Source organism: Streptacidiphilus fuscans (assembly GCF_015690355.1).
GTDB classification, from domain to species: Bacteria; Actinomycetota; Actinomycetes; order Streptomycetales; family Streptomycetaceae; genus Streptacidiphilus; species Streptacidiphilus fuscans.
Window position 1 is genome coordinate 505,141 of sequence record NZ_JADPRT010000001.1, and the last position, 25,703, is coordinate 530,843.

A 25,703-nucleotide genomic window follows, 5' to 3' on the forward strand; every position below is an offset into this window, starting at 1 on the left:
GAACTTTTTGCAAAGAAGTCTTCGCGGTCTACCGTTGTGCGGTATGACCGAGACAGCAGCGGGTGGATCTGAGCGAGCGCAGCAGCCTCACCCGGAAATTGAACTCACGTCAGTTGTCCTCGATGCCAAGGGACTTCGTGCCCTGGCCCATCCGGTGCGGGTGCAGCTGGTCGGGCTGCTGCGCAAGCACGGACCGTCCACGCCCACCCGCCTCGCGGAGCGGCTTGGCGTCAACTCCGGGACCGCCAGCTACCACCTGCGGCAACTCGGCGCGGCCGGGTTCGTCGAGGAGGTCCCGGAGCGCGGCAACGCGCGCGAACGCTGGTGGCGCGCGGTCCACCAGTCCACGGAGTTCAACGATCCGTCCCTCGCCGACCGCGAGCCCGAGGCGGCCCAGGCCTACCTCCAGTCCGTCGCCGCCGCACACACCCTGCGCACCCAGCAGACCGTGAACGACCTGCCCACCATGCCCCGCGAGTGGCGCGGCACGGTCAACCTGAGCAGCTGGCCCCTGCGCCTGACGCCGGACGAAGCCGCCGCTCTGAGCGGGGAGTTGGAAGCCGTCCTCAGCCGCTACCGCAAGGACGTGCCGGAGGCGGCTGACACCCCTGGCGATGCCAGGCGGGTTGCCGCGGTGTTCCATGTCCTGCCCGAACTGGACGCCGACGGCGGTGCGGAGTGACCACGGCGATATCAGGCCCGGCCCGCAGGCGCTCGTTACGACCGCTGGCCGGGGTGCTGAGTGCGATCGCCGTCTCGCAGACCGGTACGCGTGTCTCGGCGGTCGCGCTGCCGTGGTTCGTCCTCGTCACGACGGGCAGTGCGACCCGCACGGGACTGGTGGCCTTCTGCGAGATGGCCCCTTACGTCGTGGTCAAGGCGCTCACCGGCCCGCTCGTGGACCGCGCCGGACCGCGTGGCGTCTCGTGGACCACGGACCTGGTCAGCGCGATCGCCGCCGGTGCGATCCCGCTGCTGCACGCCCTGCATCTGCTCTCGTTCCCCATCCTGCTGGCGCTGGTCGCGGTCGTCGGCGCGGCGCGCGGGCCGGGGGATCTGGCCAAGGAGGTCATGGTCCCGGAGGCGGCCGACCTCGCCGAAGTCCCGCTGGAGCGGGCCACCGGGTTGTCCGGCACGACCGAACGGCTCGCCTCCACTCTCGGCCCGGCAGCGGGCGGCGCGTTGGTCGCGCTGCTTGGGCCGCTGACGGGCATCGTCGTCAACGCCTGCTCGTTCGCCCTCGGCTCGGTCATCATCGGTCTGGCGCTGCCGCGCGGTGTCGGACAGTCAGTTGATGTCGCGTCAGCTCACGGGGGACAGGCCGAATCGGAATCCGGCTACTGGCGACGCTTCGGAGAGGGCTGGACCTTCCTTCGCGGCCAGCCGCTGCTGCTCACCGTCATCGTGATGGTGGCGTGCACGAACCTGCTGGACCAGGGGCTCTCCTCGGTGCTGATCCCCGTCTGGGCCCGGCAGTCCGGCGGCGGGGCGACCGCGATCGGCCTGCTGAGCAGCGCGGGCGGTGCGGCGGCCGTCCTGGGCAGCCTGGTCGCCGCGGCGCTGGCGCATCGGCTGCCGCGACGGCTCGTCTTCTTCGCCGGGTTCCTGGTGGCCGGGGCCCCGCGCTTCCTGGTCCTGGGCTCCGGCGCGCCTCTGGGCGCGGCGCTGGCAGTCTTCGCCGTCGCCGGGCTCGGGGCGGGCTTCATCAACCCGGTCATCGGAGCCGTCGTGCTCGAACGCGTCCCGCGCCGGATGCTGGGCCGCGTCAGCGCCCTGGGCGACTCGATGGCCTGGGCGGGGATCCCCCTCGGCGGCCTCCTCGCCGGCGCGGCGGTGGCCGCAGCCGGTCTCGTCCCGGTGCTGTTGGTCGGGGGCAGCGCGTACTTCCTCACCACCACCCTGGCCGGACTGCGCCCGGAGTGGCGCGAGATGAAGCGACCGGTGGTGCGTGCGGGGACGACGGAAGCTGACGGTGCCTCACAGGCACGTGCCGAGGAGATCACGACCTGACCCGGTCGCGGGGGAGAACCTATGCGGTGCTCACCGCCCCTTTCCCGACTTTCCCGACCGCTTCCGCCCTGCTGCCCGATGCACTTGCGGCGAGGCTCGGAACTGCTTCTGCGCCTCCCTGGCGGCGGACTCGCCGGGGAAGTCGGCGCGCAGGGTGGCGGTGAACAGGGCCAGTACCAGGCCACCGGCGATCGACAGGAACGGCAAAGCAAGCGGCATCAGCAGACGCCCGGTGGCGAACCCTGTGTGCGGGCCCTGCCGAAGTCGGTCCCGGCGGAAGCCGTAGAGGACCACCTGCCGGTACATGGCCAAGTATGCGATCCCCGCCGGGATGTACCACACCGTCAGGAGTGCGACCTTCAGGACCAAGGGCAGATGGGCGTTGAACGAGTACTGGTGGCTGAAGAGCAGATCGGGGCCGAGGCCGAGGATCAGGGTTCCGGCGAAGGCGGCGAGCAGGAAGTAGACGAAGGTCGTCGCGATCCGCCGCGACCAGTACCCCGCGCCGCGGGTCGTCCAGGTGCGTCCGAGGTAGCCGAGTTCCGGCTCGCCCCGGCAGGTCGCGACGTAGGTCTCGACGAGGAAGTGCCGGCGATCGGTGCGGTTCTGCCCTGACACCTCGGTGAGCAACGCGCGCAGCCACGCGCGCGGCGAGGAGGCATGGGAGGCGCTGGTCATCGGACGTGATCCACGCGCCACGCCTGTGCCAGGGCCCCGAATATCGCGGCGGGCAGGCCGACCCAGGGCTGGTGTTCACCGAGCTCGGCGACGAGCAGAGTCGGGCTGCTGAACGCGCTGGCGACGGTCTCCCCGGTCGAGAGGCGTCGCAGCTCCACACCCGGCTCGCCCGAGCCGAGCGCGGGATGCGCCGGTACGCACAACAGGTCCGACCCTTTTGGCAGTTGCGAACCACGTGTTGCCATGTGTTCCCCCCGGACCGTAGGCGCTCGCGGTGGCAATGTTGCCAGCATGGGCTGCAACACGTGAACCTTTCGCGCCTGGACGTGTGTCCCGATCCGATGGAGACCATGGGGGCCACCTTCGACAACCCGTGGTCAGACGATTACTTTGTGCTGCTTGCGTGGTCGCATCTGTGCAGGTTAAGCATGGTGTGTGCTACGCCGCCGCGCGCCTTCCACGCACCGTGACCGCGGTGCGTCGCCCGAATCTGGGCGGGAATCATGGCATCCGCGCGGCCTGCGTGGGGCGCTGTTCGGGCGGAGTCTGGCCGGGCGGATGTTCCTGATCGAGCTGCTGATCGTGCTGCTGCTCGTCATCGCGGGGGTGGTGGCCATGGTGCTGCAGGCGCGCTCCAGTACGACGAGCGACGCCCGGCGGATCACGCGCGGGGTCGCGCAGTCGTTCGCGGGCGCTCCGGGGGTGGTCCAGGCGCTGGAGGCGCCGCACCCGTCGGCGGTGCTGGAGCCGCAGGCGGAGGCGGTACGGCAGGCGAGCGGGGTCGACTCGGTCGTCGTCTTCAACCGCGACTTCGTCCAGCTGACCTCGCCCTACCCCGACTACGTCGGCCGCCCCTACCAGCCCCCGCCCTACGTGCTCCACAACGTGCTGCCGAAGCTGCTCGCCGGGCAGACGGTCACGTTCGAGGACAACCAGCCGGGCTTCGACTCGATCGCGACCGCCGTGCCGGTCTTCGACGCCGCTCACCGGCCGCTCGGCGCGGTCGCCGTCAACATCACGGTCGGGCGCGTCAACGCCCTGGCCGACACCCAACTGCCGGTCCTGCTGGGCGGAGCGGCCATCGCCGTGCTGCTGGCCGCCGCGGGAGCGGCGTTCGCCTCCCGGCGGCTGCAACGGCAGACACGTGGCCTCGGCCCGACCGAGCTGTCGCGGATGTACGAGCACCACGAAGCCGTTCTGCACGCCGTGCGCGAGGGCGTGCTGATCATCGGCGGCGACGGACGGCTGACGCTCGCCAACGACGAGGCGCTGCGGCTCCTCGACCTGCCGTCGGACGCCGAGCAGCAGTCCGTCGCGGCGCTGGACCTGGACCCCGCGACGACGGCGCTGCTCACCTCCCCGGACGAGGTGACGGACGGCATCCACCGGGCTGGGGACCGGCTGCTCGCGGTGAACAAGCGGCCGACGGCGCCGTACGGCGGCCTTCCCGGCAGCGTGGTCACGCTGCGGGACACCACCGAACTGCACGACCTCACCAGCCGGATCGAGGCCGCCGGTCGCCGCCGCCGAGTCCTCTACGAGGCGGGCATGCGGATCGGGCGGACCCTGGACATGACCCGGACCTGCGAGGAACTCGCGGACGTCGCGCTCGGCGGCTTCGCGGACGCCGTCTCGGTCGACCTGGTCGACGCCGTCACCCGCGGCGAGGAGCCGCCCCGGACCGCCGGACTGCTGCGCCGCACCGTCCTGCGCGGTGACCCGCGAGGCGGCGGTCACGATCCCGCCGCACCGGTACCGGTACCGGCCGGCACCGCCGTCAGCCTCACCCCCGACAGCCCGCAGGCCCTCGCCTTGGCCGACGAACACGCCGTCCCCGACGCGGACCACCGGACGCTCACCGTCCCGCTGCGGATGCGCGGGGGAGTGCTGGGCCTGGTCGAGTTCCGGCGCGCGGCCGGCAGCCCGCCGTTCGACGCGGACGACCTGCCGCTCGCGGAGGACCTGGCCGCCCGCGCTGCCGTCTCCGTCGACAACGCCCGCCGCTACACCCGCGAGCACGGGACCGCCGTCGCCCTCCAGCGCAGCCTGCTGCCGCGCAGCGTCCCCGACCGCACCGGGCTGGAGCTGGCCCACCGCTACCTTCCGGCCAGCGCCGGGGTCGGCGGCGACTGGTTCGACGTCATCCCGCTGCCCGGCTTCCGCACCGCGCTGGTGGTCGGCGACGTGGTCGGGCACGGCATCAACGCCGCCGTCGCGATGGGCCGGCTGCGCACCGCGATCCGCACCTTCGCCGCACTCGACCTGCCGCCGGACGAGGTGCTGGGGCGGCTGGACGAGCTGGTCACGCAGCTCGACGAGGAGGCGGAGGAGATCGGGGCGGCCGGGGGGACCGGGGAGTCGGATCCGTCCCGTGCGGACGGCGTCCCCGCCGACGTCACGGTGACCGGATCGACCTGCCTGTACGCGGTCTACGACCCGGTCTCTGGCCTCTGCACCCTCTCCAGCGCGGGCCATCTCGGGCCTGCCGTGGTCCGTCCGGACGGCATCGTGGACTTCCCCGAGGTCGCGGTCGCCCCGCCGCTCGGCGTCGGCGGCCACCCGTTCGAGACGAGCGAGATCCGGCTCGACCCGGGCTCCCGGCTGCTGCTGTTCAGCGACGGCCTGGTCGAGGCGCGGGGCGAGGACATCGACGAGGGCCTGCGGCGTCTGCGCGACGCGTTGGAGGACCACAGCCGCGCGCTCAGTCCCGAGGAGATCTGCGCCGTCGCCGTCCGCGCGGCACCCCCGCCGCAGCCGACCGACGACGTGGTCCTGCTCGTGGCCGGAACGGCGCTGCTGCCGCCCGAGCAGATCGCGGAGTGGGAGGTCCCCGGCGACGCGGCCGCCGTGGGACCGGTGCGGAACGCGTGCGTCAAGCAGTTGGCGGAGTGGGGACTTGAGGACATCTCCTTCAGCGCCGAGCTGATCCTCAGCGAGCTGATCACCAACGCGATCCGCTACGGCGCGGCACCCGTCCGGGTCCGGCTGCTGCGCGACACCGGACTGGTCTGCGAGGTCTCCGACGGCAGCAGCACGGCACCGCACCTGCGCTGGGCGGCGACGACCGACGAGGGCGGTCGCGGCATCTTCCTGGTCGCCCAGCTCGCCCACCGCTGGGGCACCCGCTACACCGCGAGCGGCAAGGTGATCTGGTCCGAGCAGCCGCTCACCGGGGACGGAGGCGCAGGGGACGGCATCTGGGGAGCCGGGATGTTCGGCGACCTGGAGGAGCTGTAGGGCTGGGGGAGTTCCAGCGACGGACGGTCCGGCCCCGCGCTCCCGGGTGGGAGTGCGGGGCCGGACGCGCGACGCGGGACGACGCTACGTCAGCTGTGCTTCCAGACGTCGGAGAAGTTGCCGCCCGAGATCGCACCGGGCTGGGCCCGGACCGTGCTGCCGCTGCTGTTGACCATGACGATCTCGGTCGGCGAGGTGCTGCCGAGGGACGACCCGCCGGCCGTGCCGCCGGTGAAGTTGACCGTGCCGAAGTTCGCAAGGTTGGCTATCGAGCCGTTGACCTCGGGGGCCTCGGCGATCACCTCGGCCGAGCTGTCCTGGTAGCCGGAACTTCCGGCGTGCGTGGTGGACTTGGACCAGCCCTCGGTGCTGTCGGTGAGCTTCATGGTGAAGGTGCCGTTGCCGTTGTCGGTCACCGACGCCGACATCGAGTCGCCGCCCTTGATCGTGATGCCCGAGTAGGCACTCTCCGAGGCGGGGAGCACCTCCCACCAGGCGCCGTAGGTCGCCTTGCCGCCGATGCAGTCGGCCTCGGTGCCGGTCTGCTCCAGCGCCGAGTTGCTGTAGCCGTCCAGGCCGACCCAGAACGACGAGTAGGTCGTGGCCGAGCCGCAGCTGACGGAGGGCTGGACCCACGAGGTGGAGACCGACTTGTACGCGCCCGACGAGCCGGTGGCGGCGTAGCCGGACCAGTTGGTGGACTCCACGCTGGCGTTGGTGACGCCGGCGTGCCGCAGACCGTGCAGGGTGTGGCTCTCGTGCGACGCCTGGGCCTGGGTGATCTGGGCGGGGGACGAGGTGGGGGTGGCCGCGACGGCCGGGGTGGCCAGCGCGGCGGCGCTGATGCCGACGGCGACGACGAGGAGGGGAGCGGTTCGCCGAACGGTCCTCATGGATGCTCCTATGGGGGTGAGGAGTTGGGGTCGGCCGCCGCGAAGCTGGGGGTGTCTTCGGCGGCTGACACAGCCTCACCTTGTGTGCATGGACCCGACAAGAGGGCTCCGCCCGTTCAGTTTCAAGGGAATTGCCGACGAGGGCGGCGGGGAACGGCGGGGAGGGCGTCGGGAGGATCACCGGGGGCGGAGCGTCGGCGGGCGGGATGAGCCCAGGGCGGGTCACCGCCAGGGAACTCACAGGTTGTCACAGGTTGGCACATGCAATCGTGGGTAATGATCAGCCAGACCCCCGGGCGGGGTAGGCAGAAGGAGGGCATGACTGTGACGCAGGTGCCTGCCCAAAGCGTTCCCTTCGAGCTGGCGCTGCGTCTCGCCATCGCGGAGCGCGGGCTCACCCTCGAACGGATAGCGGACCGGCTGCAGGCGCGCGGGATCCGGCTGTCCGTCGCGACGCTGAGCCTGTGGCAGACCGGCCGCTGCCGTCCCGAACGGCCCACGTCACTACGCGCGTTGACCGTGATCGAGGAGGTGCTGCAGCTCCGGCCCGGCGCACTTTTCGCTCTGCTGGGGCCGCCGCGTCCGCGCGGCCGGTGGGCCGTAAAGGGCACTCAGCAGAGCGCGGGAGAGGGCCCGGACCCTGGCGCCGACCAGGGCACAGGTCAGGACGCAGGCCGGAACGCGGACGAGGGCGCGGCTCCCGACGCGACCGGCGACGTGCCGCTGACCGACGCCTGGTCGCCCGGCGAGCAGGGCCGTGGGCTGTGGGAGCGGCTGGACACCCGGTGGGACCTCAGTCTGACCCGGCTGAGCTGCCACAGCCGCCTGACCGTCGACGCGAACCGCTGCGCGAGCTCGCTGTGGAGCAGACGCCTGGTCCGCGCCGAGGCCGACGGCGTGGACCGCTGGATCACCGTGGTCCAGGCACGCGAGATCGGCCGCCGCCCCGAACTCGAGGTCCCGGCGCCGCTGCGGCTGGGAGCCGTCGAACACCTGCCGGACCAGGGCCTGTTGGCGGCGGAGCTGCTCTTCGACCGGCCGCTCGCCAGGGGCGAGACGGCGATCGTCGAGTACACCGTCCACCGCGCGTCGGCCGGGCAGCCGGTCCACCACCTCGACGCGCGCCTCAACCGGGCCTCGCGCGAACACCTGCTGGAGGTCCGCTTCGACCGCGCCGCCCGCCCCGGCGCGTGCCGCATGTTCCGCAGTGCGGCGCTGGACGCCGTCCCGCGCGAGCGGACACTGCGGCTGAACAGCGCCGGGACCGTCCACGCGGTGGCCCTCGGCGCGGGCCCTGGCCGCTTCGGCATCCGCTGGGACTGGGACTGACGGAACGTCAGGCCGACACGTCCGGTCGGCGCGTCAGGCCGGCCGGTTCGGGCCCTGCTCGAAGAGGCTCGCGTGGTCGGCCACCCACTCGGCGAACGATCGCGCCGGCACCCCGAGGACGTCGGCCACGGCGGAGGTGACGAACGCGGGCCTTCCCATCGTGGCGTCCCACGCGGTGAGCAGCATGTCGACGACCGCACGCGGGGCCTTGCCCTCCGTCGCGCTGCGGAACTCGTCCGGTGACAGCTCCTCGAACGTGATCGGGCGGCCCAGGACCTTGCCGATGATCTCCACCTGCGCCGCCTGGCTCAGCGACTCGGGCCCGGTGAGGACGTAGTCGCCGCCCGCATGTCCGTCCTCGTACAGGGTCCGCGCCGCGACAGCCGCGACGTCACGGTCGTCGACGGGGGCGGTCTCGGCCGCGCCGTAGGGCCAGCGGACGACCTCTCCGGCACGGATGGCGGGTGCCCACCAGGCCGTCGCGTTCGAGGCGAACATCCCCGGCCGGATGACGGTCGATTCGAGCCCGGTGGCCGCGATGAGCCGCTCGATCTCGGCGTGGAACGCCGCCATGGGGTTCGGCTGCTGGAAGAAGGGGTGCGGTGTCCGGTGCGGCGAGGACAGCAGGACGACGCGCCGCGTGTGGGTTGCCAGCCGCTCGACAACGTCCGCGGCGGTCGCCGGCGGTGCCGTCCAGAGGAGGAAGACGGCGCTGGTCCCGCGCAGCGCCTGGTCGAGAGACGCGGGCTCGGTGAGGTCGCCGGTGACGACCTCGACACCGTCGGGCAGCTCCGCTGCCGCCTCGGCGCGCCGCGTGAGGGCGCGCACCGGCACGCCCGCGTCGAGGAGCTGGTCGACGACGCCGCGCCCGATCCGGCCGGTGGCACCGGTGACGAGCACGGGTTGCGTGTGGGTGGTTCGTGTCATGAGTGCCTCGGCCGTCCTCGTCCGGTGTTCGCCGGGCCGAGCCTAGCGGGCCGGGCCGTCGTCGCCCGCGTCCGGTGGTGCCGGTGCGGGCGGCGACGATCCGGGTCGATCCGTCACACGCGGGGGAGCACTCACGTGCTCATGCGCGGGCGCGTGATCACTCGTTGGCGGTGAGCACCGGGTAGTAGCCGTCGGCCTGGCCGGCGGAGGTGGGGTGGTAGGACTCGTAGACCGGCAGCGTGGTGCTGTGGAGCCACTGGTCGTCGGTGCAGATCTCGTGCCCGCTGAAGGCGCTCCGCACGTCCCCGTAGGTGAAGTTCGGGTACTTGGCGACCTCGTTGGCGATCACGCCGTCGAGGACGTCGGCCGCGCCGTTGATGGCGCTGCGGCTGGTGTCGCTGATGCCGAACAGGCAGTCGCCGGGGACCGCGTAGAGGTGCGGGTAACCCATGACGACGACGTGGGCGTTGGGCGCGTCGGCGCTGATCGCGGAGTAGAGCGTGTCCAGCCGCGAGGCGAGTTGGGTGTTGACGAAGTTCTCGTCGGTGTCGACGGCGGAGACGCACGAGCTGGTGCCGTCCAGCACGCAGGTCTCCATCGTCGAGGTGAAGCCCGCGTCGTCGCCGCCGACGACGAGGCTGATCTCGGTGGTGCTGCTGTTCAGCCCGGAGAGCTGGTTGTTCAGCACGTCCTGGGTGGTCGCCCCGGAACAGGCCGCGAAGTCGAAGCTGGACGGGGAGTTGGCCTGCTGCCACAGGTAGGCCGCCGACAGCGTGCTCTGGTAGCACGACCCGCTGGACGAGATGTAGCTGCCGCTGCCCACGCCCGAGGCGTAGGAGTCGCCGAGGGCGGCGTAACCGCCGCTGCTGGCCTGGGCGGTGGGAGCTGCGGCGAGGGCGCAGGCCACGAGGGTGCCGACTGCGAGGGTGCTCGCCAGGAGTCGTCTGGACGCGGGGATGTGCATGGTGCCTCCACTTGTGGTGGTGGTGCACGACATTGGGGGGTGGGGCCTGGGTGACGCGCGTCGCGAAAATTTTTACCAGCGGGTAACCCGCCTGGAAAGTGTCCATGCCAACGTTCTGACAGCCGCTCTGAAATGGCGTGAAAAACCTTGCAGATCGTCAAGATCGCTGTATTCCAGCGGGATTGGAGGGAGTCACGAGTTCCGCGGGACTGTCCGCAGACGCGCCGGAAAGGTTCGGCCATCTCGGCGGGACGGGTGGCGGCGCGGAATGGCGGAAAACAGCCGACCGACCGTCAGATTGGCTCTGAACGGCCGGTCGGGGAGGCTGCGCGGCAGCAGGGGATCCGAAGGATCAGCGGAGGATCAGCGGCGGGGCAGGGGAGGGCCCGGGGGGATCAGGGGAGGGTCAGGAGAGCTCGCGCTTGAGGATCTTGCCGGTCGCGGTCATCGGCAGCGACTCGACGATCCCCACGATGCGCGGGTACTTGTGACCGGCCATCTGCTCCCGGCCCCAGGCGACCAGCTCCTCCGGTGTGGCCGCCGCGCCGGGCTTGAGGATCACGAACGCCTTGACCTCCTCGCCATGGCTCTCGTGCGGCACGCCGACGACCGCGGCCAGGCTGATCGCGGGGTGCGTCATCAGCACCTCCTCGATCTCGCGCGGGTACACGTTGAAGCCGCCGCGGATGATCATGTCCTTGGAGCGGTCGACGACGTAGTAGAAGCCGTCCGCGTCCCTGCGCGCCAGATCGCCGGTGCGGAACCAGCCGTTCCTGATCACCTCGGCGGTGGCCTCGGGCCGGTTGTAGTAACCCTTCATGATGTTGTGTCCCTTGACGGCGATCTCGCCGATCTCCCCGAGCTCGGTCACCTCGGACCAGTCGTCGTTGATCAGCTTCACCGCGACACCCCAGATCGGCACGCCGATCGAGCCGGGACGCGGCTCCTGGTCCGGGTCGCTGAAGGTGGCCACCGGACTGGTCTCGGACAGGCCGTAGCCCTCCAGCACCTGGACGTGCAGCCGCTCCCGGACCTGGGTGATGATCTCGACGGGCAGGCTGGACCCGCCGGAGACGCCGACCCGGAGGTTGCGCGCGATCCGGTCGACGTCCACGTCGTCGGTGAGCGCGCCGAGCAGGGCCCACCACATCGTCGGTACCCCGGCGAAGAAGGTGATCTCCTCGGTGTCCATCAACCGCACCACCTCCGCCGCGTTGAAGCGCGGCACCAGGTGGAGCGTGGCCGCCATCGCGAACCCGGCGTGCATCTGCACCGTCGCGCCGTAGGTGTGGAACAGCGGCAGGCAGAGCACATGGCTGTCGGTGGCCGGCCTGGTGTTGAACATCCGGTTGCAGGCGAACACGTTCATCATCGTGTTCGCATGGGACAGTTCGGCGCCCTTGGCCTGGCCGGTCGTGCCCGAGGTGTAGAGGATGATCGCGGTGTCGGTCGCCTCGGTGACCACCGGGTCGAAGACCGGGCTCCTGCCCGCGAGCGCGCTGCCGAGCGTCTCCGCTTCTTCAAGGGACGGTGCTCCCCCGACCGGGCTCGGCGCGGCCGGGTCGGCGGTCATCAGGAAGAAGTGCTCGACCTCCTTGACCTCGTTGAACGCCGCCCATCCCGCAGCGCCCATCGGCAGCTCCGGCGTGCCCTCGAAGCAGAAGTACGCCTTCACGTCGGCGTCCCGGAGGTGGTAGGCGATCTCGCGCGGCTTGAGCAGCACGTTGAGCGGGACCACCACGGCGCCCGCCTTGAGGACGCCGTAGTAGACGATCGGGAACTGCGGCAGGTTCGGGCAGCTCAGCGCCACCTTGTCGCCGGGCTGGATCCCGCGCTCCACCAGCAGGTTGGCGACCTGGTTCGCGGCGGCGTCGACCTGGGCGTAGGTGAGGCGGGTCGGGCCCAGGACCAGGGCGTCACGGTTCGGGTACGTGCGGGCGGAGTCCTCGAGCAGGATCGACAGGTTCAGCATGGTGCCTTCCGGAAGGTGGGAAGCCGGGCCGTCGTGTGTGAACGCATGTCAGATGACATCACAGGTCAGGCGCGTTGGCTGCGGCACTGCCGATCCTGCTCGGAGAGAAGCCCCTGACGAGGGCGGAGCGGCCCTGGGCTCAGTCCGCGAGCAGCTCGGGCACCGGCTGGACCCGGCCGACGGGATGACCGCCGCCCAGCAGCGTCTCACCCGCGAAGGCGGTGAGCAGCTCGGGGTCGACGCCCGCGCGGGCGAGTGCGGCGGCGGCGACCGGGATCCGGGCGCGGTCGGCGCCGTCGGAGATCTTCACGGCGATCGCCCGGCCGTCCGGCAGCGCGGCGACCTGGACGCCTTCGAAGCCGTCCTTGGCGAGCAGTCCGGGCACGGCGCGCATCAGCGCGGCCACGTCCCGGTCGGCGCCGGAGGCCAGCTCGGGGTGGTCGCGCATCGCGTCCGCGACGCGCGCCTCGGGGGTGCCGGGCGCGGCGGTGGTGATCCGCGCGGCCGCGCGGGCGAGGCCGTGCAGCGAGACCGCGAACAGCGGTGCGCCGCAGCCGTCCACCGTGACCGTCGCGACGTGCTGCCCCGTCAGGCCCTCGACGGCTGCCGAGACGGCCCGCTGGAGCGGGTGGGCGGGGTCGAGGTAGTCGTCCAGGGACCAGCCGGCCCGGGCGCAGGTGTAGAGCATCGCGGCGTGCTTGCCGGAGCAGTTCTGCGCCAGTCGGGACGGCAGGCGTCTGGCGCGGATCCAGGCGTCGCGGACGGCCGGGCCGTAGGGGAGGTCCGCGACGTTGCGCAGGCGGTCCTCGGTGAGACCGGCGAGCGCCAGGATCCGCCGCGCGCCGTCCAGGTGGCGCTCCTCGCCGGAGTGGCTGGCGGCGGCGAGCGACAGCAGCTCGCCGTCGAGCGGCAGCCCGGCCCGCACCATGGCGACGGCCTGGACCGGCTTGAGCGCCGAGCGCGGGTAGAAGGCGGCCTCGATGTCGCCGTGTGCGAACGAGACCTCGCCGTCGGCGTCCAGGACGACCACCGATCCGTAGTGGACGCCCTCGACCACTCCGGCGCGCACCAGGTGCGCGACGGGGGAGTGCCGGGGTTCGCGGATCGCCGGAGCGTCGGCCGGGGTGGGGGAGGGGGCGAGGGAGGGCGTGGCGTTCATGCGTCGACCCCGCTGACCCCAATGCCCGAATTGCTAGAGTTTGCTGTCATTTCAATGCATACTGCGCTGCCTATGTGACTGTTGATCTGATCGCTCACGCGACGGATTCGCCTTCCGTGGGAGTGGTGGTGCGTCCCGGGTGCACGATGCTGCTGAGGGATGCGTCGATGCAGTCGAGATGGTGCGCCATGGCGGCGACGGCGTCGTGCTGGTTGCCGTCGACCAGTGCGTCGAGGATCGCGCGGTGCTCCCGGTCCGACTGCTCGCGGCGTCCGTCGCTCAGTTCGTTCAGGAACGACGACTGGCGGGCCAGGGCGTCGCGGATCTCCTCGATGACGCGGCGGAAGGCCGGGTTCTGGGCGGCTGCGGCCACCGTCAGGTGGAAGAGGCTGTCCATCGCGACCCACGCGGTGGTGTCCGTCTCCCGCTCCATCCGCTCCAGCAGATGGGCCAGCCGGTCCAGGTCCTCGGGGGTGCGGCGCAGCGCTGCGTAGCCCGCGACGGGGATCTCGACGTGTCGGCGCACCTCCTCCAGGTCACCGGCCGCGTAGTCGCCGAAGGTGGGTTCCTCGACCGTGGTCGCGATGACGAAGGTGCCCTTGCCGGTCCGGGACTGGGTCAGGCCCATCGTCTGCAGGGCACGGAGCGCCTCCCGCAGCACGGGTCGGCTGACTTCGAGCAGGCGGCAGAGCTCCGCCTCGGAGGGGAGTTTGTCGCCTATGGCGTAGTCGCCGCGCTCGATGGCCTGGCGAAGATGGCCGAACACCGCCTCCATCGCGCTGACGCGACGCGGTATCGCGCCACCTGTCTGGCTGTCTGACAGGTTCACCCGAGTGATCCTGGAGGGTGAGGGTGGGGCTGTCAAGCGTCGATTCGCCATCCCGTGCGGGGGTGGGGGCCTGCGGCGGCAGGGTTGCGCGGGGAGCCGTGCGGCGCACGGTGGTTGACGAAGGTTCAGGTCCCGGGAACGCCCACGGCCCCGACCTGAGGGCATGTGCTTCTGCTCACAGAGGGCTCCAGTCGGTTGATCTGGCGGCTCGGTGCTGCCTAGCGTGCCGCCTGTCCGCGTGTAGCGGACCCTGATATTCCGGAACGCCGAATCCTGCCGCCGGAGGCTCGGGACGCGCGAACTTCGACTCGGCAGGGGCGGGGGAACCAGGTAAGTCGCTGCGACCGGTCCGTCAGGTCCGCAGCTTGGGGTGAAGCCGTGCTCAGCACGGCCGGGCTAGCCCACGGTCCGAATCCGACAGCTCACCTCGCAGGCGTCGTAGAGGACCCTGCCATGCTCCTGTCCGGAAACGGCCGTCACCGCCGCCCCCGCACCAGCCAGGCCCGTCGCCTGGCCACCGTCGCCGGTGTCGCCGGCGCCGGCATCGCCCTCCCGCTCGTCGGGACGTCCAGCGCGTTCGCCGCCTCGACCTCCACCTGGGACTCCGTCGCCCAGTGCGAGAGCTCGGGCAACTGGTCGATCAACACCGGCAACGGCTACTACGGTGGCCTCCAGTTCTCGCAGTCCACCTGGGACGCCTACGGCGGCCAGCAGTACGCGTCCTCTGCGGACCAGGCCAGCAAGGACCAGCAGATCGCCGTCGCCGAGAAGGTCCTCGCGGACCAGGGCCCCGGCGCCTGGCCCGTCTGCGGCCCGCAGGCCGGTCTGACCCAGGGCGGCCCCGCCCCCGTGATCAGCACCTCCGGCTCGTCGGGCTCCTCGAACTCGGCCACTTCCGCCACGTCCGCCAACTCGTCTGCTGCGAGCAGCTCGACCGCTTCCAGCGACAGCGGCCAGGCCCAGGCGGGTTCGGAGGACTCCGACGGGGGCAGCTCCGCCGCGCCGAGCACCTCCGCCTCCAGCACGAGCCCTGCCGCTACGACCGCCACCGGTGCGACCGAGTACACCGTCGTCGCCGGTGACTGGCTGTCGCGGATCGCCGAGTCGCACCACGTCTCCGGCGGCTGGCAGGAGCTGTACCAGCTCAACAAGGCCACGCTCACCCAGGGGCCGAACCTGATCTTCCCGGGCGAGCACCTGCAGCTGACTGGCACGGGTTCGTCGTCCAGTGCCAGCACGAGCTCGGCCTCGACCTCGGCCTCGACGGGCAGCGACGCGTCCGCCGGCAGCAGCGCGCAGAGCGGCTCCTCCGCGCAGCCGGCCAGCAACGCCAGCCTGACCGGCGACCCGCAGGCCATCGCCGCGCAGATCGTCCCGGCCGACCAGCTCGCCTCGTTCGACCAGATCATCTCCCACGAGAGCGGCTGGAACGTCACCGCCACCAACCCGTCCTCCGGCGCCTACGGTCTGCCCCAGGCGCTGCCGGGCGACAAGATGGCCTCCGCGGGCGCCGACTGGCAGACCGACGCGGCCACCCAGCTGCGCTGGGCGCTGCAGTACATGGACTCCACCTACGGCAGCCCGAACCAGGCCTGGGCGTTCTGGCAGGCCAACAACTGGTACTGACGGTCGGTCAGGTGCTGAGGTCCGCAGACGGGGTCAGAGCGTAAGGCTCATCCCTTCGTCCGCGGCCAGCACCTCACCGTCGTATGCGGCGCTCGCTTCCGCGACGGCCCGGCTCCGCTCGGAGCCGGGCCAGAAGTGTGTGAGGAGCAGGCGCGCGGCCCGGGTGTCCGCGGCCCAGCGACCCGCCTCGGCGGCGCTGAGCAGGTACGGGTCCCGGTCCGCGCCCTGGAGCGTCGCCCCGGCGACGAACAGGTCAGCCCCGGAAGCGAGTTCGCCGAGACGCCGGTCCGGTCCGGCGTCGCCGCTGTAGGCGAGGACCAGGCCGGAGACGGTCAACCGCACCCCCGCATGCGGCACGTGATGCGGCAGCAGCAGCCCGTCCAGCCGGAACGGACCCACCTCGTGGCTCCCCGGCAGCGGATGCGGGTCGAATACCTCCCGCAGATCCTCGCTCGGCTCCATCGCCTGCACGCGCTCCAGCACCCCGTCCGGGCAGTACAGCGGCGTGCGCCCGACGCGCCTGCCCCCGGCCCGAGTGCCTCCGGCCGGTATGTCTCCGGCCCGCGTGTCCCCGAATGTCAGCGCCCGACCGAGCGCGCTCAGGTCCGCGCAGTGGTCGGGATGCCCGTGCGTGATCACCACGGCGTCGACCTCGTCCGCCGTGCAGTGCGCCAACAGGCGTGGCAGCGTGCCGTATCCGAGATCCAGCACGACGCGGAACCCGTCCGCCTCCACCAGGAGCCCACTCGCCGCGCGCCCGGCCGCAGGCCATGCTCCGCACGTTCCGAGGACGGACAGTGCGGGTACGGTGGTTGTAGTCATCTGCCCATCCTGGCAAGGATGTTGGAACCGCGCAGGTGCTCTCGGCGCACAGCACAACTCGCGGGGGACCGGTCCCCTCCGGCCGTCGCTAGCTTCTTTCACAGAGCCACCGCGGTGAGCGGGCACAGGTATCGCGGCCGTGGCTCCCGCAGGCAAAGCCAGCCACACCTTGGAGGGGTCGTGAACTACTACCTGGACGTGCTCAAGAACTACGCCGGTTTTTCGGGCCGGGCGCAGCGCGCGGAATACTGGATGTTCACGCTGTTCAACATCATCGCCGGTGCGGTCCTGCTCATCATCGGCGCCGCGATCCACTTCCCGCTGCTCTACGGCATCTACAGCCTGGCGGTGCTGCTGCCCACGCTCGCGGTGGCCTTCCGCCGACTGCACGACACCGACCGGTCGGCCGGGTGGATCCTGATCGCCCTCATCCCGTTCGTCGGGGCGATCATCCTGCTGGTGTTCCTGTGCCAGGAGGGCACCCCCGGACCGAACCAGTACGGCCCGCGCGTCTGACACAGCGATCTGACACAGCGTTCCGACACGACAAAGGGCGGAACACCTCGGGGGAGGGGCACGGCGATGGCAGGCGACGGGGGAGAAGCGGTCGGGCGCGACGGGCTCGGCGGGGGAGCGATCGCGCTCCCCTGGCCGTTCGGCCGGTGGGACCGGGCGGTCGTGCCACTGCGCCCGCTCGACGCGAACGACATCGTCAAGGGCGTCTTCGCCACCGTCCGGCGCTACCTCGGACCGCTGTACCTCCCGTTGTCGACCCTCGCCCTCGGCAGCACCGTCGTGCTGGGCGGCTGCGTGTGGGCCGCATGGGGACTGATCAGGTCCCTGCACCTGCACAGCGAGCGGATGACCACAACGCGCGGGATCGAACTGGCCCTCGCCATAGCGGTGGCCGTCGTTCCCGCCCTGTTGTGCGCGGTCCTCGCCTCCGCGGTCACCACGACGGTCTGCCTCACCGTCCTCGGCCACCACGCGGTGCTCGGTCGACGCCTGACGGCCCGTCAAGCCTGGGTCGAGGCACGCCCCCACCTGGGGCGCACCCTCGGCACCCAGCTGCTGACCTTGTCGGCCGTGCTGGGTGTCCTGATCCTGTCCTTCCTTCCGGCCGTCGTCCTCGGCCTCGCTCTCCACAGTGGCGCCGCCGCAGGGTTCGCCCTGCTGCTGATCTTCCCCGGCCTGGCGGCGATGGTGTTCGTCGGGGGCAGGCTGCTCCTCGCCACGCCGGTCGTGGTGCTGGAGGGCATGACCCCCACCGCCGCGCTGCGCCGCTCCTGGCAGCTCAACCGGGGCGTCTTCTGGCGCACCTTCGGCATCTCGCTGCTGCCCGGCATGGTCGGCCGGGCCGCGACCCAGCTGATCGTCGGTCTCGGCTCCGCCGTCGCGGCGCAGTACCTCCCGGCGCAGGTGCTCTACGGTCCGGCGGACAGCAAGGCCCCTGTCTCGTTCGGGAGTCTCGTCCTTCCTCTCTGCATCGTCGTCCTCTCGTATGTCGTCGCCTCGGTCGTGACGGCGCCGCTGACTCCGCTGACCCTGGGCCTGCTCTACCTCGACCGGTGCTTCCGGAAGGAGAACCTCCAAACCACGCTGCACGCGGCGCTGTGGGGCGAGGTGCGCTACGGCTCCTCCGTCCTGTTCCCGTTCCCGCCCGGGTTCCCGCCGCGGCCCCCGCGCCGCGGGACGACGCAGCCCGCCGACCGACCTCTGCGCCGCGAGGAGCAGAGGCCCAACAAGGGACGCGCGATGATCGCGACCGGGTGGACGCTGCGGGTGTCAGGAACCAGCGTCGGGATGGCGGGCAACGGCGTACTCACGCAGGGGATCCGGGCCGCCGGCGTGGGCCTTCTGAGCTGGCTCGACCTGCTGGCCAGAGGCGCGGGGCTGGTCGGAATGACCGTCGGCATGTGGGTCTTCCTGTACGGCCGCCTGCTGATCAAGCGGGGCAAGCGTCACACAGTCAAGATCATCGGATCGTTCACCGAGCTCGTCTACACGCGCTACGTGCTCTACCTGCGGCCGTTCGCGCAGGACGCGGCGATGTTCAAGATGCCGACGACGCTGGTCGGCGGAGGTGATCCGGGAACGGCCATCTTCCTCCTGTCCGGGCTGACGCAGGAGGAGTACCTGGTGCGCCGGTTCGGAGGCATCGGCAAGGTCATCGCGATCGGCAGCCCGTGCGAGGACCTCCCGCTTCCGGGCGCGACACGCGGCTACCTGTCGGACGACGACTGGCAGGACACCGTCGCCGGGCTGATCCGCGGCGCTCACGTGGTCGCCCTCGCCGCCGGCAGAGGCAACGGAACGGTGTGGGAGTTCACCGAGGCCGCCCATGTGATGGACCTGAAACGGCTGGTGCTGCTGGTCTACTGCGACGAGGAGGAGTACGGCGACTTCTGCGAGTCGGTGAAGGCCGTGTACGCGAACCGGTTCGGCGCCGCCGAGGAGGCGTCGGTCGAGGGACTCCCGAGGCAACGCCCGCTGCCCCAACTGCCCACCTTCCGGCCCAAGTCGAGCTACCGGGAGCTGTCGCGGCGAAAGGTGCTGCTGTACGGGGGCCGGAAGCGGGTGAAGGCGCTGGTGGAGTGGGACTTCCCATTGAAAGGCATCGTCGTCTTCGACGAGGACGGGGTCGGGGAGTTCCGGCGATTCGATCCGGCGGCGGTCCCCTTCTCCTCAATCAAGAGGGGGTGGTTGCTCTCGCGCCTGGTCAAGCGTCAACTCAAGCCGGTCCTGGCGGAACTCGCCGAGCTGCCCCGCAATCAGAGCGCGACGGAGAAAGTCAGGAGTGTCTGAGCGATGGACGAGACAGAGCCCGCACCCGCAGCCGCGCCCATGGCCGAAGCCGCGCTCGTAGCGGAGGCCGCGCTCGTAGCCGAGCCTGCGCCTGCACCCGAAGCCGCAGCCGAAATCCCCGAGGCGCGGACCCCCGAAGCCCGGCGGCAGCGGCCGGTTCCGAGGCGGAGGTTCAGCAACGAGTTGTTCGAACCCTACGCGTTGGCGGTCGAGATGGCGGACCGGGTGTCGGAACGGCGCGGCGCGGCCAACAAGTTCTTCCTCTCCGTCCAGACGACCCTGCTGGCGGCCGTGGGCCTGGCCGACACGACGCTCGACCACGTCGCGTGGTACTCCGCGCTGACCGCAGCCCTCACCGGCTGTGCGATCTCCGCCGTGTGGTGGCTGCAACTACGCAGCTACCGGATGCTCAACGCGGCCAAGTTCACGGTGATCAACCGGCTGGAGCTGCGGCTGCCCGCACGGATCTTCACCGACGAGTGGGAGATCCTCAAGCACGTGGCAGACGGCGGTTCGCGGCGGCTCGGCTACGTCGAACTCGGCACGACCGAACGTCTGATCCCGTGGGTGCTCGCCGGATTGCACGTCCTGTTGCTCCTGGGCAGACTGCTCGGATGAGCCCGTACCTCTCCGAAGACGCCGCACTCATCCGGAGCCTGCTCCCGTCGGCCGCACAACCGCCCGGGGACGACGACGCACTCTTCCTCGGCTACGCGGTGCTGATGAGGGCCAAGGGCACGCAGACCACGGCGGAGGACGTCCACGACACCTGGTCGGCGTGGATGCTCGGGCGCGAGCCCGACCATCCGGCGATCGTTCCCTTCGAGCAACTCCCCGCCCGCACGCAGGCCATGGACCTCCCGTACATGCAGGCGATCCATACGGCCGCTCAACAGCGCACCACCGCAGGCGGTTTGTGACCTGCTCCCGGACGACGACGCCCCCACCGGCCTGACGACCGGTGGGGGCGTGGTTGTGAGTGCGGTCGGTGGTCTTGACATGTGCCCGTTGTCGCCGGTTTGCTGTCTTTCGCGTTCACATGGTCCAGACCATTCCCCACTTTGGTCCAGACAACATGTGCGCACGCCCCTGGCGTCCGACGGTGCCCGCCCGGTCGCACCGCTGGTCCCCCCATGCCGAAAAGGGAGCAGTGCATGCCCAAACGCTTCTTCGTCCTGTCCGCATCCGCCCTGCTGAGCGTCGGCGCGTTCGCGGCGCTCACGGCCACCGGCCTGACCCCCGCCGCGCACGCCGCCGGCGTCACCTGGCCCTCGCAGGTCTTCGCCCCCTACGTGGACACCGGTCTGAGCAACACCACGCTCACGACGGTGGCTTCCGACTACGGCACCAAGTACTTCACGCTGGCCTTCGTCGACGGCTCGGGCTGTCAGTGGTCGCTGCCCAACGAGTCGGGCTGGCAGTCCCAGATCTCCTCGCTCCAGGCGCAGGGCGGGGACGTCAGCATCTCCTTCGGCGGCTACACGACGGACACCAACGGCACGGACCTCGGCAACACCTGCTCGTCGGCGAGCGCGATGGCCGCGCAGGTCGAGTCGGTGGTGACCACGCTCGGCGTGAGCCACCTCGACTTCGACATCGAGTCCAACGAGGTCACCAACTCCGCCGACATCACCCTCACCGCGCAGGCCCTCGCCCAGGTGCGCTCGTGGGCCTCCGCCAACGGGCAGAGCCTGACGATCTCGTACACCATCCCGGCGGCGCCGACCGGGCTCACCTCCTCCGGTGTCAACGTGCTCACGAACGCCGTGGCCAACGGCTTCACGCCGGACATCGTCAACATCATGACGATGGACTACGGCACCTCCGGCACCGAGATGGGATCGGCCGCCAACCAGGCCCTCGACGCCACGGCGGCACAGGTGGCCTCGGCGTTCGGGATCTCCACCTCCGCGGCGTACGCGCGGCTCGGCAACACCCCGATGATCGGTCAGAACGACAGCGCGGGAGAGGTGTTCTCACTCGGCGACGCGAGCACCGTCGAGTCCTACGCCGCGCAGCGGGGCATCGCCGAGCTCTCGTTCTGGTCGGAGGGCCGTGACAACGGCGGCTGCCCGGGACAGACGACCGCGAGCTCGACGTGCAGCGGCGTCAGCCAGAACAGCGGGGCCTTCACCCAGGCGTTCCAGGCCTTCACGGGTGGCGGCACATCGACGGGCACACCGACGCCCACCCCGACACCCACGCCGACCTCCACCGGCGGTGGCGGCGGCTCCTGCGCGGCGGCGTGGACCGCCTCGGCCGCGTACACCTCCGGCCAGGAGGTCTCGTACAACGGTCACAACTGGACCGCGAACCAGTGGAACGACGACGAGGTTCCCGGCGGCCCGTCCGGCGCCTGGAACGACGACGGGTCCTGCTGATCACTGACCCGCCATGAGTAACCCCACTGCCCCGGCCGAATCGCGGCCGGGGCAGTGGGGTCATTCGTGCCGTCGTGGCGTCGGTCCGGTGCTCACCCGCCGAGGATCTTCCTCTTCTCCTGGGCGAACTCCTCGTCCGTGAGGACTCCGGAGTTGTGGAGGGCGGCAAGGCGCTCCAGGCGGTCGAGTGAGTCGTCGCCCGCAGGAGCCGCCGGGGCCGGGGCCGGGGCCGCGGGGGCCACCGGCTCGGGCGCGGCTTCCTGCGCGCGGGCGGCCTGCCGCCGTTGGACGTTGCCGGAGACGGCGGTCGCGGTACCGGCCACCACGGCCGTGCGCGCCGCCGCGCCGATCAGGCCGGGCCCCCTGCGACCGCCCACGGGTCCACGTCTCAGCATGTCGGTGTTCCTCTCTCGTGCAGACTCAGCTCTCGTGCAGATTCAGGTCTCGTGCCGGCTCAGGCCGCGCCGGATTCGAGGACCGCGACGGCCGCCTGCACCACCTCGTGCGGAACCGTCTCGCGGGTCACCAGCACGCCGCCGCTCTCCCGTGCCGCCTGGGCCAGCGACCGGGCCCAGCTGTCCTCCCAGACGACGATCGCCGCGCTGCTGCCGGGCGGCACCGCCTCGGCCAGGTCCGCGATGTCCTCGGCGCTGAGCAGTCCGCTGACCTCGCCGTCGAGGGCGTCGTAGGCGGTGGTGATCGTCTCCGGCAGGGCGTCGAGCTCGAAGGCCTCCACCGAGCCGTCCGGTGCCTTCGTGATGAACGTCAGGTCGATCAGCCTGATCGTGCCCTGGCGGATCAGGTCGTTGAGAGCCGGGACGATCCTCCCGGAGAACTCACTGCCAGGGAAGGCGATGACGGCGTACTCGACCGGCCCCAGTTCCACGATGCGCTCCCTGTTCGATTCGGCACCCCACCTCCCCAGTCACCCACGGGCTCCGGACGCCCGCAACCGGGCCGTCCTCCCTGCGCATGCGGCGGGCCTGGCTCTGCGGAAGCATGAAGGTACGAGTCCTGTCCCGGCTCCGTGCTCGATCGTTCAGCGCCTTCGCATCGAGGCGCTTCACCGCGAGGAGACCGCCGTGGCTGCCGTAGCCGATCCTGCCCAAACCGAACGTCCGGCGTCCGAGACCGGACCCGAGTCCCCACGGGAGCGTGCCGAGCGGGGCAGGGCGGCGCGGAAGCGGGTGCCGAGGTCGGTGCTCGGCGAGTTCGCCCCCGGTCCGGACCGGCCGGACCCGATCGATGTGATCGGGGCGCAGTCGGCGACCCGGGTGCAGGAGCTGGTCCCGGTCCGCTACGGACGGATGAGCGAGTCGCCCTTCCGCTTCTACCGGGGCGCCGCCGCGATCATGGCGATGGACCTGTCCCGGGGCGTGAACACCGGGCTGACCGCCCAGCTGTGCGGGGACGCGCACCTGCTCAACTTCCGGCTGCTGGGCTCGCCGGAGCGCAACCTGCTGTTCGACATCAACGACTTCGACGAGACCCACCCCGGACCGTGGGAGTGGGACCTCAAGCGACTGTCGGCCAGCTTCGTGATCGCGGGCCGGGAGAACGGGTTCCCCGACGAGGAGAGCCAGGACGTCGTCCGCGCCTGCGTCCAGTCGTACCGGGAGACCGTCCGCGAGTTCGCGAAGGTCGGCAATCTGGAGGTCTGGTACGCCCGCGCCGACGCCTACCAGGTGCAGGCCGCGATCGCGGGCCAGCTGAGCAAGGGGACCCGCAAGCGGGTGACCGAGCAGCTGGCCAAGGCGCGCTCGAGGGACAGCGAGCAGGCGTTCGAGAAGCTCACCGAGGTGGTCGACGGCCGCCGCCGGATCACCGCCGACCCGCCGCTGATCACCCCGATCGACGCGCTGCTCCCCGACCGGGAGCGGTCGCAGACCGAGGACGAGATGCGGGACCTGCTCGACCGCTACAGCCGCACGCTCCCCAGCGACCGCCGCCACCTGCTGCGCGAGTACCACATGGTCGACATGGCGCGGAAGGTCGTCGGCGTCGGCAGCGTCGGCACCCGCTGCTGGATCGCCCTGCTGCTGGGCCGGGACGGCGAGGACCCCCTCTTCCTGCAGGCCAAGGAGGCGGACCGGTCGGTGCTGGAGCGCTACACGGCACCCTGCGAGTTCGAAACCCAGGGCGAGCGGGTGGTCTCCGGGCAGCGGCTGATGCAGGCCGCGAGCGACCTCTTCCTCGGCTGGGAGCGGGTCATCGGCATGGACGACCGGCAGCGCGACTTCTACGTCCGCCAGCTGCGGGACTGGAAGGGCATCGCCCAGCCCGCGCTGATGACCCCGGACGAGATGGCCGAGTTCGGCCGCCTCTGCGGCTGGACCCTCGCCCGCGCCCACTCCCGTTCCGGCGACCGGATCGCGATCGCCGCGTACGTCGGCCGCAGCGACATCCTCGACCAGGCGCTCGCCCGCTTCGCGGTGGCCTACGCCGACCAGAACGAACGCGACCACGCGGCGTTGCTGGCCGCGATCAAGTCGGGTCGGGTGACCGCTCGGACGGAGGTGTAGTCGGTCCCTGCCTCCTGGCTGATCAGCGGGCCTGAAAGTCGGGGAGCTCCCAGGACTTGCAGGAAGCCGCGCGCCGTCGCCCCGGCATGCGCCGGGGCGTCGCCGCATACGCGCTCGACCCGGACAAGGCCGCCCGCCTGTGGCAGCTGTCGACCGCGTTGCAGGCCGGCTGGTGGCCCGCCGGGGCGGTGGCCCGGCAGGCCGTTTCGCCGCACCTTCGCCGCACTGACCTGGACTGGAAGGCCCAGCCTCGCAGCAGGGAGGAGGCCGGTCCCAGCAGGGCGTTGTCCGCACCGGGGCAGGACTCCTACCGTCGAACCATCGACCGGCGGCCGACGCCGAGTTCGAGGAATCCCACCCCGCCACCCGGCCGATGCTCGGCCCTGCTCCGGAGACATGTCATGGACGCGCAAATCACGGGTCAGAAGGTCGCCATCATCACCGGTGCCTCGCAGGGCATCGGCGCCGGCCTCGTCGACGCCTACCGCAAGCTCGGCCACGCCGTCGTCGCCACCCCGCGCACGATTGCCCCCGCCGACGACGCAGGCGTCCTCACCGTCCAGGGCGACATCGCCGACCCGGGCACCGCCGAGCGCATCGTCACCGCCGCCGTCGAGCGGTTCGGCCGGGTCGACACCCTGGTGAACAACGCCGGCGTCTTCGTCGCCAAGCCCTTCACCGACTACACGGCGGACGACTACGCCGCCGTCAGCGGGATCAACCTCACCGGCTTCTTCCACCTCACCCAGCTCGCCGTCGGTCAGATGCTCGCCCAGGGCGGCGGACACATCGTCACCATCACCACCAGTCTGGTCGACAACGCCGACGCCCGGGTCCCCTCCGTGCTCGCCTCGCTGACCAAGGGCGGCCTGCAGTCCGCCACCAAGTCCCTCGCCGTCGAGTACGCCACCCGCGGCATCCGCGCCAACGCCGTCTCGCCCGGCACCATCCGCACCCCCATGCACCCCGAGCAGACCCACCCGTTCCTCGACACGCTGCACCCCATGGGCCGGATGGGCGACATCGGCGACATTGTCGACGCGGTCCTCTACCTGGAGCAGGCGCCGTTCGTCACCGGCGAGATCCTGCACGTGGACGGCGGCATGAGCGCCGGCCACTGACCGCACCGACGCCACCGAAGGGAACCGACGACCATGAACGCCGACACGACCGACGAGACCGTCCTGCGCGAGGTGCTCGACCGCTGGAAGGCCGCAGTCGACCGGCATGAGCCCGAACGCGTAGCCGCCCTCTTCACCGAGGACGCCGTCTTCCAGGGCCTGCACCCCTACAGCGTCGGACGTCCAGGGGTGACCGCCTACTACGCCGCGCAGCCCCTCGGCATGACCGCCGCGTACCGGATCCTGACGACCAGTCACCCCGCCCCCGACCTCGTCCTCGGATACCTCTCGGTGGACTTCGCGTTCACCGACCGTCCGACGCTGGCCGTCTACCTCGGTGTCCTGCTGAAGCGGACCGCGGACGGCTGGGCGATCGCGCACTACCAGGTCTCCCTGCTGCCGGACTGAGCCGCGGCGCGGCGGTGACC

Annotated in this window: 24 protein-coding genes and 1 riboswitch; of the genes, 13 read left to right on the top strand and 11 right to left on the bottom strand. The window is 71.2% G+C overall.

All coding sequences use genetic code 11. From position 1 onward, the window contains the following. Nucleotides 1-43 precede the first annotated feature (43 nt). Together I2501_RS02355 and I2501_RS02360 are read left to right on the top strand one after the other, a co-directional pair. The gene (locus I2501_RS02355) at nucleotides 44-682 is read left to right on the top strand and encodes an ArsR/SmtB family transcription factor (protein ID WP_196192054.1); all 639 of its coding nucleotides are present in this window, start codon (nucleotides 44-46) and stop codon (nucleotides 680-682) included. 53 nt (nucleotides 683-735) lie between these two features. Further along, complete coding sequence (locus I2501_RS02360) at nucleotides 736-2,010, top strand: MFS transporter (RefSeq protein WP_328806155.1); 1,275 nt, start codon at nucleotides 736-738, stop codon at nucleotides 2,008-2,010. Nucleotides 2,011-2,040: 30 nt separating this feature from the next. Here the strand turns inward: I2501_RS02360 and I2501_RS02365 are convergent, their stop codons facing one another. After that, nucleotides 2,041-2,688 carry a hypothetical protein gene (locus I2501_RS02365; RefSeq protein WP_196192056.1) on the bottom strand — a complete coding sequence of 216 codons (648 nt, stop codon included), beginning with the start codon at nucleotides 2,686-2,688 and terminating at the stop codon, nucleotides 2,041-2,043. Then, complete coding sequence (locus I2501_RS02370; protein ID WP_196192057.1) at nucleotides 2,685-2,933, bottom strand: SAV_915 family protein; 249 nt, start codon at nucleotides 2,931-2,933, stop codon at nucleotides 2,685-2,687. The genes I2501_RS02365 and I2501_RS02370 overlap by 4 nt, the downstream gene beginning before the upstream one ends. A gap of 313 nt (nucleotides 2,934-3,246) precedes the next feature. Here I2501_RS02370 and I2501_RS02375 point away from each other — a divergent pair, with 313 nt between their 5' ends. Then, entirely contained in the window at nucleotides 3,247-5,925 is a 2,679-nt protein-coding gene (locus tag I2501_RS02375; protein ID WP_196192058.1) for a SpoIIE family protein phosphatase/ATP-binding protein, read from the top strand. 89 nt (nucleotides 5,926-6,014) lie between these two features. Here the strand turns inward: I2501_RS02375 and I2501_RS02380 are convergent, their stop codons facing one another. Continuing rightward, on the bottom strand, nucleotides 6,015-6,818 hold the full coding sequence (locus I2501_RS02380; RefSeq protein WP_196192059.1) for a G1 family glutamic endopeptidase: 804 nt from the start codon (nucleotides 6,816-6,818) through the stop codon (nucleotides 6,015-6,017). A gap of 318 nt (nucleotides 6,819-7,136) precedes the next feature. Between I2501_RS02380 and I2501_RS02385 the strand changes: the two genes are divergently transcribed. Further along, nucleotides 7,137-8,147 (top strand): hypothetical protein, encoded by a 1,011-nt coding sequence (locus tag I2501_RS02385; RefSeq protein WP_196192060.1) that lies wholly within the window; start codon nucleotides 7,137-7,139, stop codon nucleotides 8,145-8,147. Between the two features lie 33 nt (nucleotides 8,148-8,180). Here I2501_RS02385 and I2501_RS02390 read toward each other — a convergent pair whose 3' ends face one another. The 5 genes from I2501_RS02390 to I2501_RS02410 form a co-directional block, all read right to left on the bottom strand. Next, nucleotides 8,181-9,074, bottom strand: coding sequence for an NAD(P)H-binding protein (locus I2501_RS02390; protein WP_196192061.1), 894 nt, complete (start codon nucleotides 9,072-9,074; stop codon nucleotides 8,181-8,183). Nucleotides 9,075-9,231: 157 nt separating this feature from the next. Continuing rightward, complete coding sequence (locus I2501_RS02395; RefSeq protein ID WP_196192062.1) at nucleotides 9,232-10,038, bottom strand: SGNH/GDSL hydrolase family protein; 807 nt, start codon at nucleotides 10,036-10,038, stop codon at nucleotides 9,232-9,234. 406 nt (nucleotides 10,039-10,444) lie between these two features. Beyond that, nucleotides 10,445-12,010, bottom strand: coding sequence for a long-chain-fatty-acid--CoA ligase (locus I2501_RS02400; protein ID WP_196192063.1), 1,566 nt, complete (start codon nucleotides 12,008-12,010; stop codon nucleotides 10,445-10,447). A gap of 139 nt (nucleotides 12,011-12,149) precedes the next feature. Continuing rightward, nucleotides 12,150-13,169, bottom strand: coding sequence for an asparaginase (locus I2501_RS02405; RefSeq protein WP_196192064.1), 1,020 nt, complete (start codon nucleotides 13,167-13,169; stop codon nucleotides 12,150-12,152). Between the two features lie 94 nt (nucleotides 13,170-13,263). After that, nucleotides 13,264-13,944, bottom strand: coding sequence for a FadR/GntR family transcriptional regulator (locus I2501_RS02410; protein ID WP_196192326.1), 681 nt, complete (start codon nucleotides 13,942-13,944; stop codon nucleotides 13,264-13,266). Nucleotides 13,945-14,252: 308 nt separating this feature from the next. After that, nucleotides 14,253-14,449: riboswitch (cyclic di-AMP (ydaO/yuaA leader) on the top strand. A gap of 2 nt (nucleotides 14,450-14,451) precedes the next feature. Here I2501_RS02410 and I2501_RS38955 point away from each other — a divergent pair. After that, nucleotides 14,452-15,624, top strand: a complete 1,173-nt coding sequence (locus tag I2501_RS38955) for an aggregation-promoting factor C-terminal-like domain-containing protein (RefSeq protein ID WP_196192065.1) — start codon at nucleotides 14,452-14,454, stop codon at nucleotides 15,622-15,624. Nucleotides 15,625-15,657: 33 nt separating this feature from the next. On the opposite strand, the gene I2501_RS02420 is transcribed toward I2501_RS38955, so the two are convergent. Then, complete coding sequence (locus tag I2501_RS02420) at nucleotides 15,658-16,446, bottom strand: MBL fold metallo-hydrolase (RefSeq protein WP_196192066.1); 789 nt, start codon at nucleotides 16,444-16,446, stop codon at nucleotides 15,658-15,660. A gap of 180 nt (nucleotides 16,447-16,626) precedes the next feature. On the opposite strand from I2501_RS02420, the gene I2501_RS02425 reads away from it, so the two are divergent. The 5 genes from I2501_RS02425 (at nucleotide 16,627) to I2501_RS02445 (ending at nucleotide 21,632) form a co-directional block, all read left to right on the top strand. Beyond that, nucleotides 16,627-16,962, top strand: a complete 336-nt coding sequence (locus I2501_RS02425) for a DUF805 domain-containing protein (protein WP_196192067.1) — start codon at nucleotides 16,627-16,629, stop codon at nucleotides 16,960-16,962. Between the two features lie 66 nt (nucleotides 16,963-17,028). Next, nucleotides 17,029-19,251, top strand: coding sequence for a hypothetical protein (locus I2501_RS02430; protein WP_196192068.1), 2,223 nt, complete (start codon nucleotides 17,029-17,031; stop codon nucleotides 19,249-19,251). A gap of 3 nt (nucleotides 19,252-19,254) precedes the next feature. Then, nucleotides 19,255-19,869 (top strand): RipA family octameric membrane protein, encoded by a 615-nt coding sequence (locus I2501_RS02435; protein ID WP_236045736.1) that lies wholly within the window; start codon nucleotides 19,255-19,257, stop codon nucleotides 19,867-19,869. Then, nucleotides 19,866-20,171, top strand: coding sequence for a DUF7701 domain-containing protein (locus I2501_RS02440; protein ID WP_196192069.1), 306 nt, complete (start codon nucleotides 19,866-19,868; stop codon nucleotides 20,169-20,171). The genes I2501_RS02435 and I2501_RS02440 overlap by 4 nt, the downstream gene beginning before the upstream one ends. A gap of 234 nt (nucleotides 20,172-20,405) precedes the next feature. Continuing rightward, nucleotides 20,406-21,632 carry a chitinase gene (locus tag I2501_RS02445; protein WP_196192070.1) on the top strand — a complete coding sequence of 409 codons (1,227 nt, stop codon included), beginning with the start codon at nucleotides 20,406-20,408 and terminating at the stop codon, nucleotides 21,630-21,632. Between the two features lie 92 nt (nucleotides 21,633-21,724). On the opposite strand, the gene I2501_RS02450 is transcribed toward I2501_RS02445, so the two are convergent. Next, nucleotides 21,725-22,027 (bottom strand): SHOCT domain-containing protein, encoded by a 303-nt coding sequence (locus I2501_RS02450; RefSeq protein ID WP_196192071.1) that lies wholly within the window; start codon nucleotides 22,025-22,027, stop codon nucleotides 21,725-21,727. 59 nt (nucleotides 22,028-22,086) lie between these two features. Next, nucleotides 22,087-22,518, bottom strand: a complete 432-nt coding sequence (locus tag I2501_RS02455; protein WP_196192072.1) for a DUF6325 family protein — start codon at nucleotides 22,516-22,518, stop codon at nucleotides 22,087-22,089. Between the two features lie 196 nt (nucleotides 22,519-22,714). On the opposite strand from I2501_RS02455, the gene I2501_RS02460 reads away from it, so the two are divergent. The 3 genes from I2501_RS02460 (at nucleotide 22,715) to I2501_RS02470 (ending at nucleotide 25,683) form a co-directional block, all read left to right on the top strand. Then, nucleotides 22,715-24,154, top strand: coding sequence for a DUF2252 domain-containing protein (locus I2501_RS02460; protein WP_328806156.1), 1,440 nt, complete (start codon nucleotides 22,715-22,717; stop codon nucleotides 24,152-24,154). A 401-nt stretch (nucleotides 24,155-24,555) separates the two neighbouring features. Beyond that, on the top strand, nucleotides 24,556-25,275 hold the full coding sequence (locus I2501_RS02465) for an SDR family NAD(P)-dependent oxidoreductase (protein WP_196192074.1): 720 nt from the start codon (nucleotides 24,556-24,558) through the stop codon (nucleotides 25,273-25,275). Nucleotides 25,276-25,308: 33 nt separating this feature from the next. Further along, on the top strand, nucleotides 25,309-25,683 hold the full coding sequence (locus I2501_RS02470; protein ID WP_196192075.1) for a YybH family protein: 375 nt from the start codon (nucleotides 25,309-25,311) through the stop codon (nucleotides 25,681-25,683). The last annotated feature ends 20 nt before the right edge of the window (nucleotides 25,684-25,703 follow it).

Coding starts and splice junctions, on each gene's coding strand:
- I2501_RS02355 (WP_196192054.1), top strand. CDS start 44: ATGACCGAGACAGCAGCGGGTGGATCTGAGCGAGCGCAGCAGCCTCAC.
- I2501_RS02365 (WP_196192056.1), bottom strand. CDS start 2,688: ATGACCAGCGCCTCCCATGCCTCCTCGCCGCGCGCGTGGCTGCGCGCG.
- I2501_RS02370 (WP_196192057.1), bottom strand. CDS start 2,933: ATGGCAACACGTGGTTCGCAACTGCCAAAAGGGTCGGACCTGTTGTGC.
- I2501_RS02375 (WP_196192058.1), top strand. CDS start 3,247: ATGTTCCTGATCGAGCTGCTGATCGTGCTGCTGCTCGTCATCGCGGGG.
- I2501_RS02380 (WP_196192059.1), bottom strand. CDS start 6,818: ATGAGGACCGTTCGGCGAACCGCTCCCCTCCTCGTCGTCGCCGTCGGC.
- I2501_RS02385 (WP_196192060.1), top strand. CDS start 7,137: ATGACTGTGACGCAGGTGCCTGCCCAAAGCGTTCCCTTCGAGCTGGCG.
- I2501_RS02390 (WP_196192061.1), bottom strand. CDS start 9,074: ATGACACGAACCACCCACACGCAACCCGTGCTCGTCACCGGTGCCACC.
- I2501_RS02395 (WP_196192062.1), bottom strand. CDS start 10,038: ATGCACATCCCCGCGTCCAGACGACTCCTGGCGAGCACCCTCGCAGTC.
- I2501_RS02400 (WP_196192063.1), bottom strand. CDS start 12,010: ATGCTGAACCTGTCGATCCTGCTCGAGGACTCCGCCCGCACGTACCCG.
- I2501_RS02405 (WP_196192064.1), bottom strand. CDS start 13,169: ATGAACGCCACGCCCTCCCTCGCCCCCTCCCCCACCCCGGCCGACGCT.
- I2501_RS02410 (WP_196192326.1), bottom strand. CDS start 13,944: ATGGAGGCGGTGTTCGGCCATCTTCGCCAGGCCATCGAGCGCGGCGAC.
- I2501_RS38955 (WP_196192065.1), top strand. CDS start 14,452: ATGCTCCTGTCCGGAAACGGCCGTCACCGCCGCCCCCGCACCAGCCAG.
- I2501_RS02420 (WP_196192066.1), bottom strand. CDS start 16,446: ATGACTACAACCACCGTACCCGCACTGTCCGTCCTCGGAACGTGCGGA.
- I2501_RS02430 (WP_196192068.1), top strand. CDS start 17,029: ATGGCAGGCGACGGGGGAGAAGCGGTCGGGCGCGACGGGCTCGGCGGG.
- I2501_RS02435 (WP_236045736.1), top strand. CDS start 19,255: ATGGACGAGACAGAGCCCGCACCCGCAGCCGCGCCCATGGCCGAAGCC.
- I2501_RS02440 (WP_196192069.1), top strand. CDS start 19,866: ATGAGCCCGTACCTCTCCGAAGACGCCGCACTCATCCGGAGCCTGCTC.
- I2501_RS02445 (WP_196192070.1), top strand. CDS start 20,406: ATGCCCAAACGCTTCTTCGTCCTGTCCGCATCCGCCCTGCTGAGCGTC.
- I2501_RS02450 (WP_196192071.1), bottom strand. CDS start 22,027: ATGCTGAGACGTGGACCCGTGGGCGGTCGCAGGGGGCCCGGCCTGATC.
- I2501_RS02465 (WP_196192074.1), top strand. CDS start 24,556: ATGGACGCGCAAATCACGGGTCAGAAGGTCGCCATCATCACCGGTGCC.
- I2501_RS02470 (WP_196192075.1), top strand. CDS start 25,309: ATGAACGCCGACACGACCGACGAGACCGTCCTGCGCGAGGTGCTCGAC.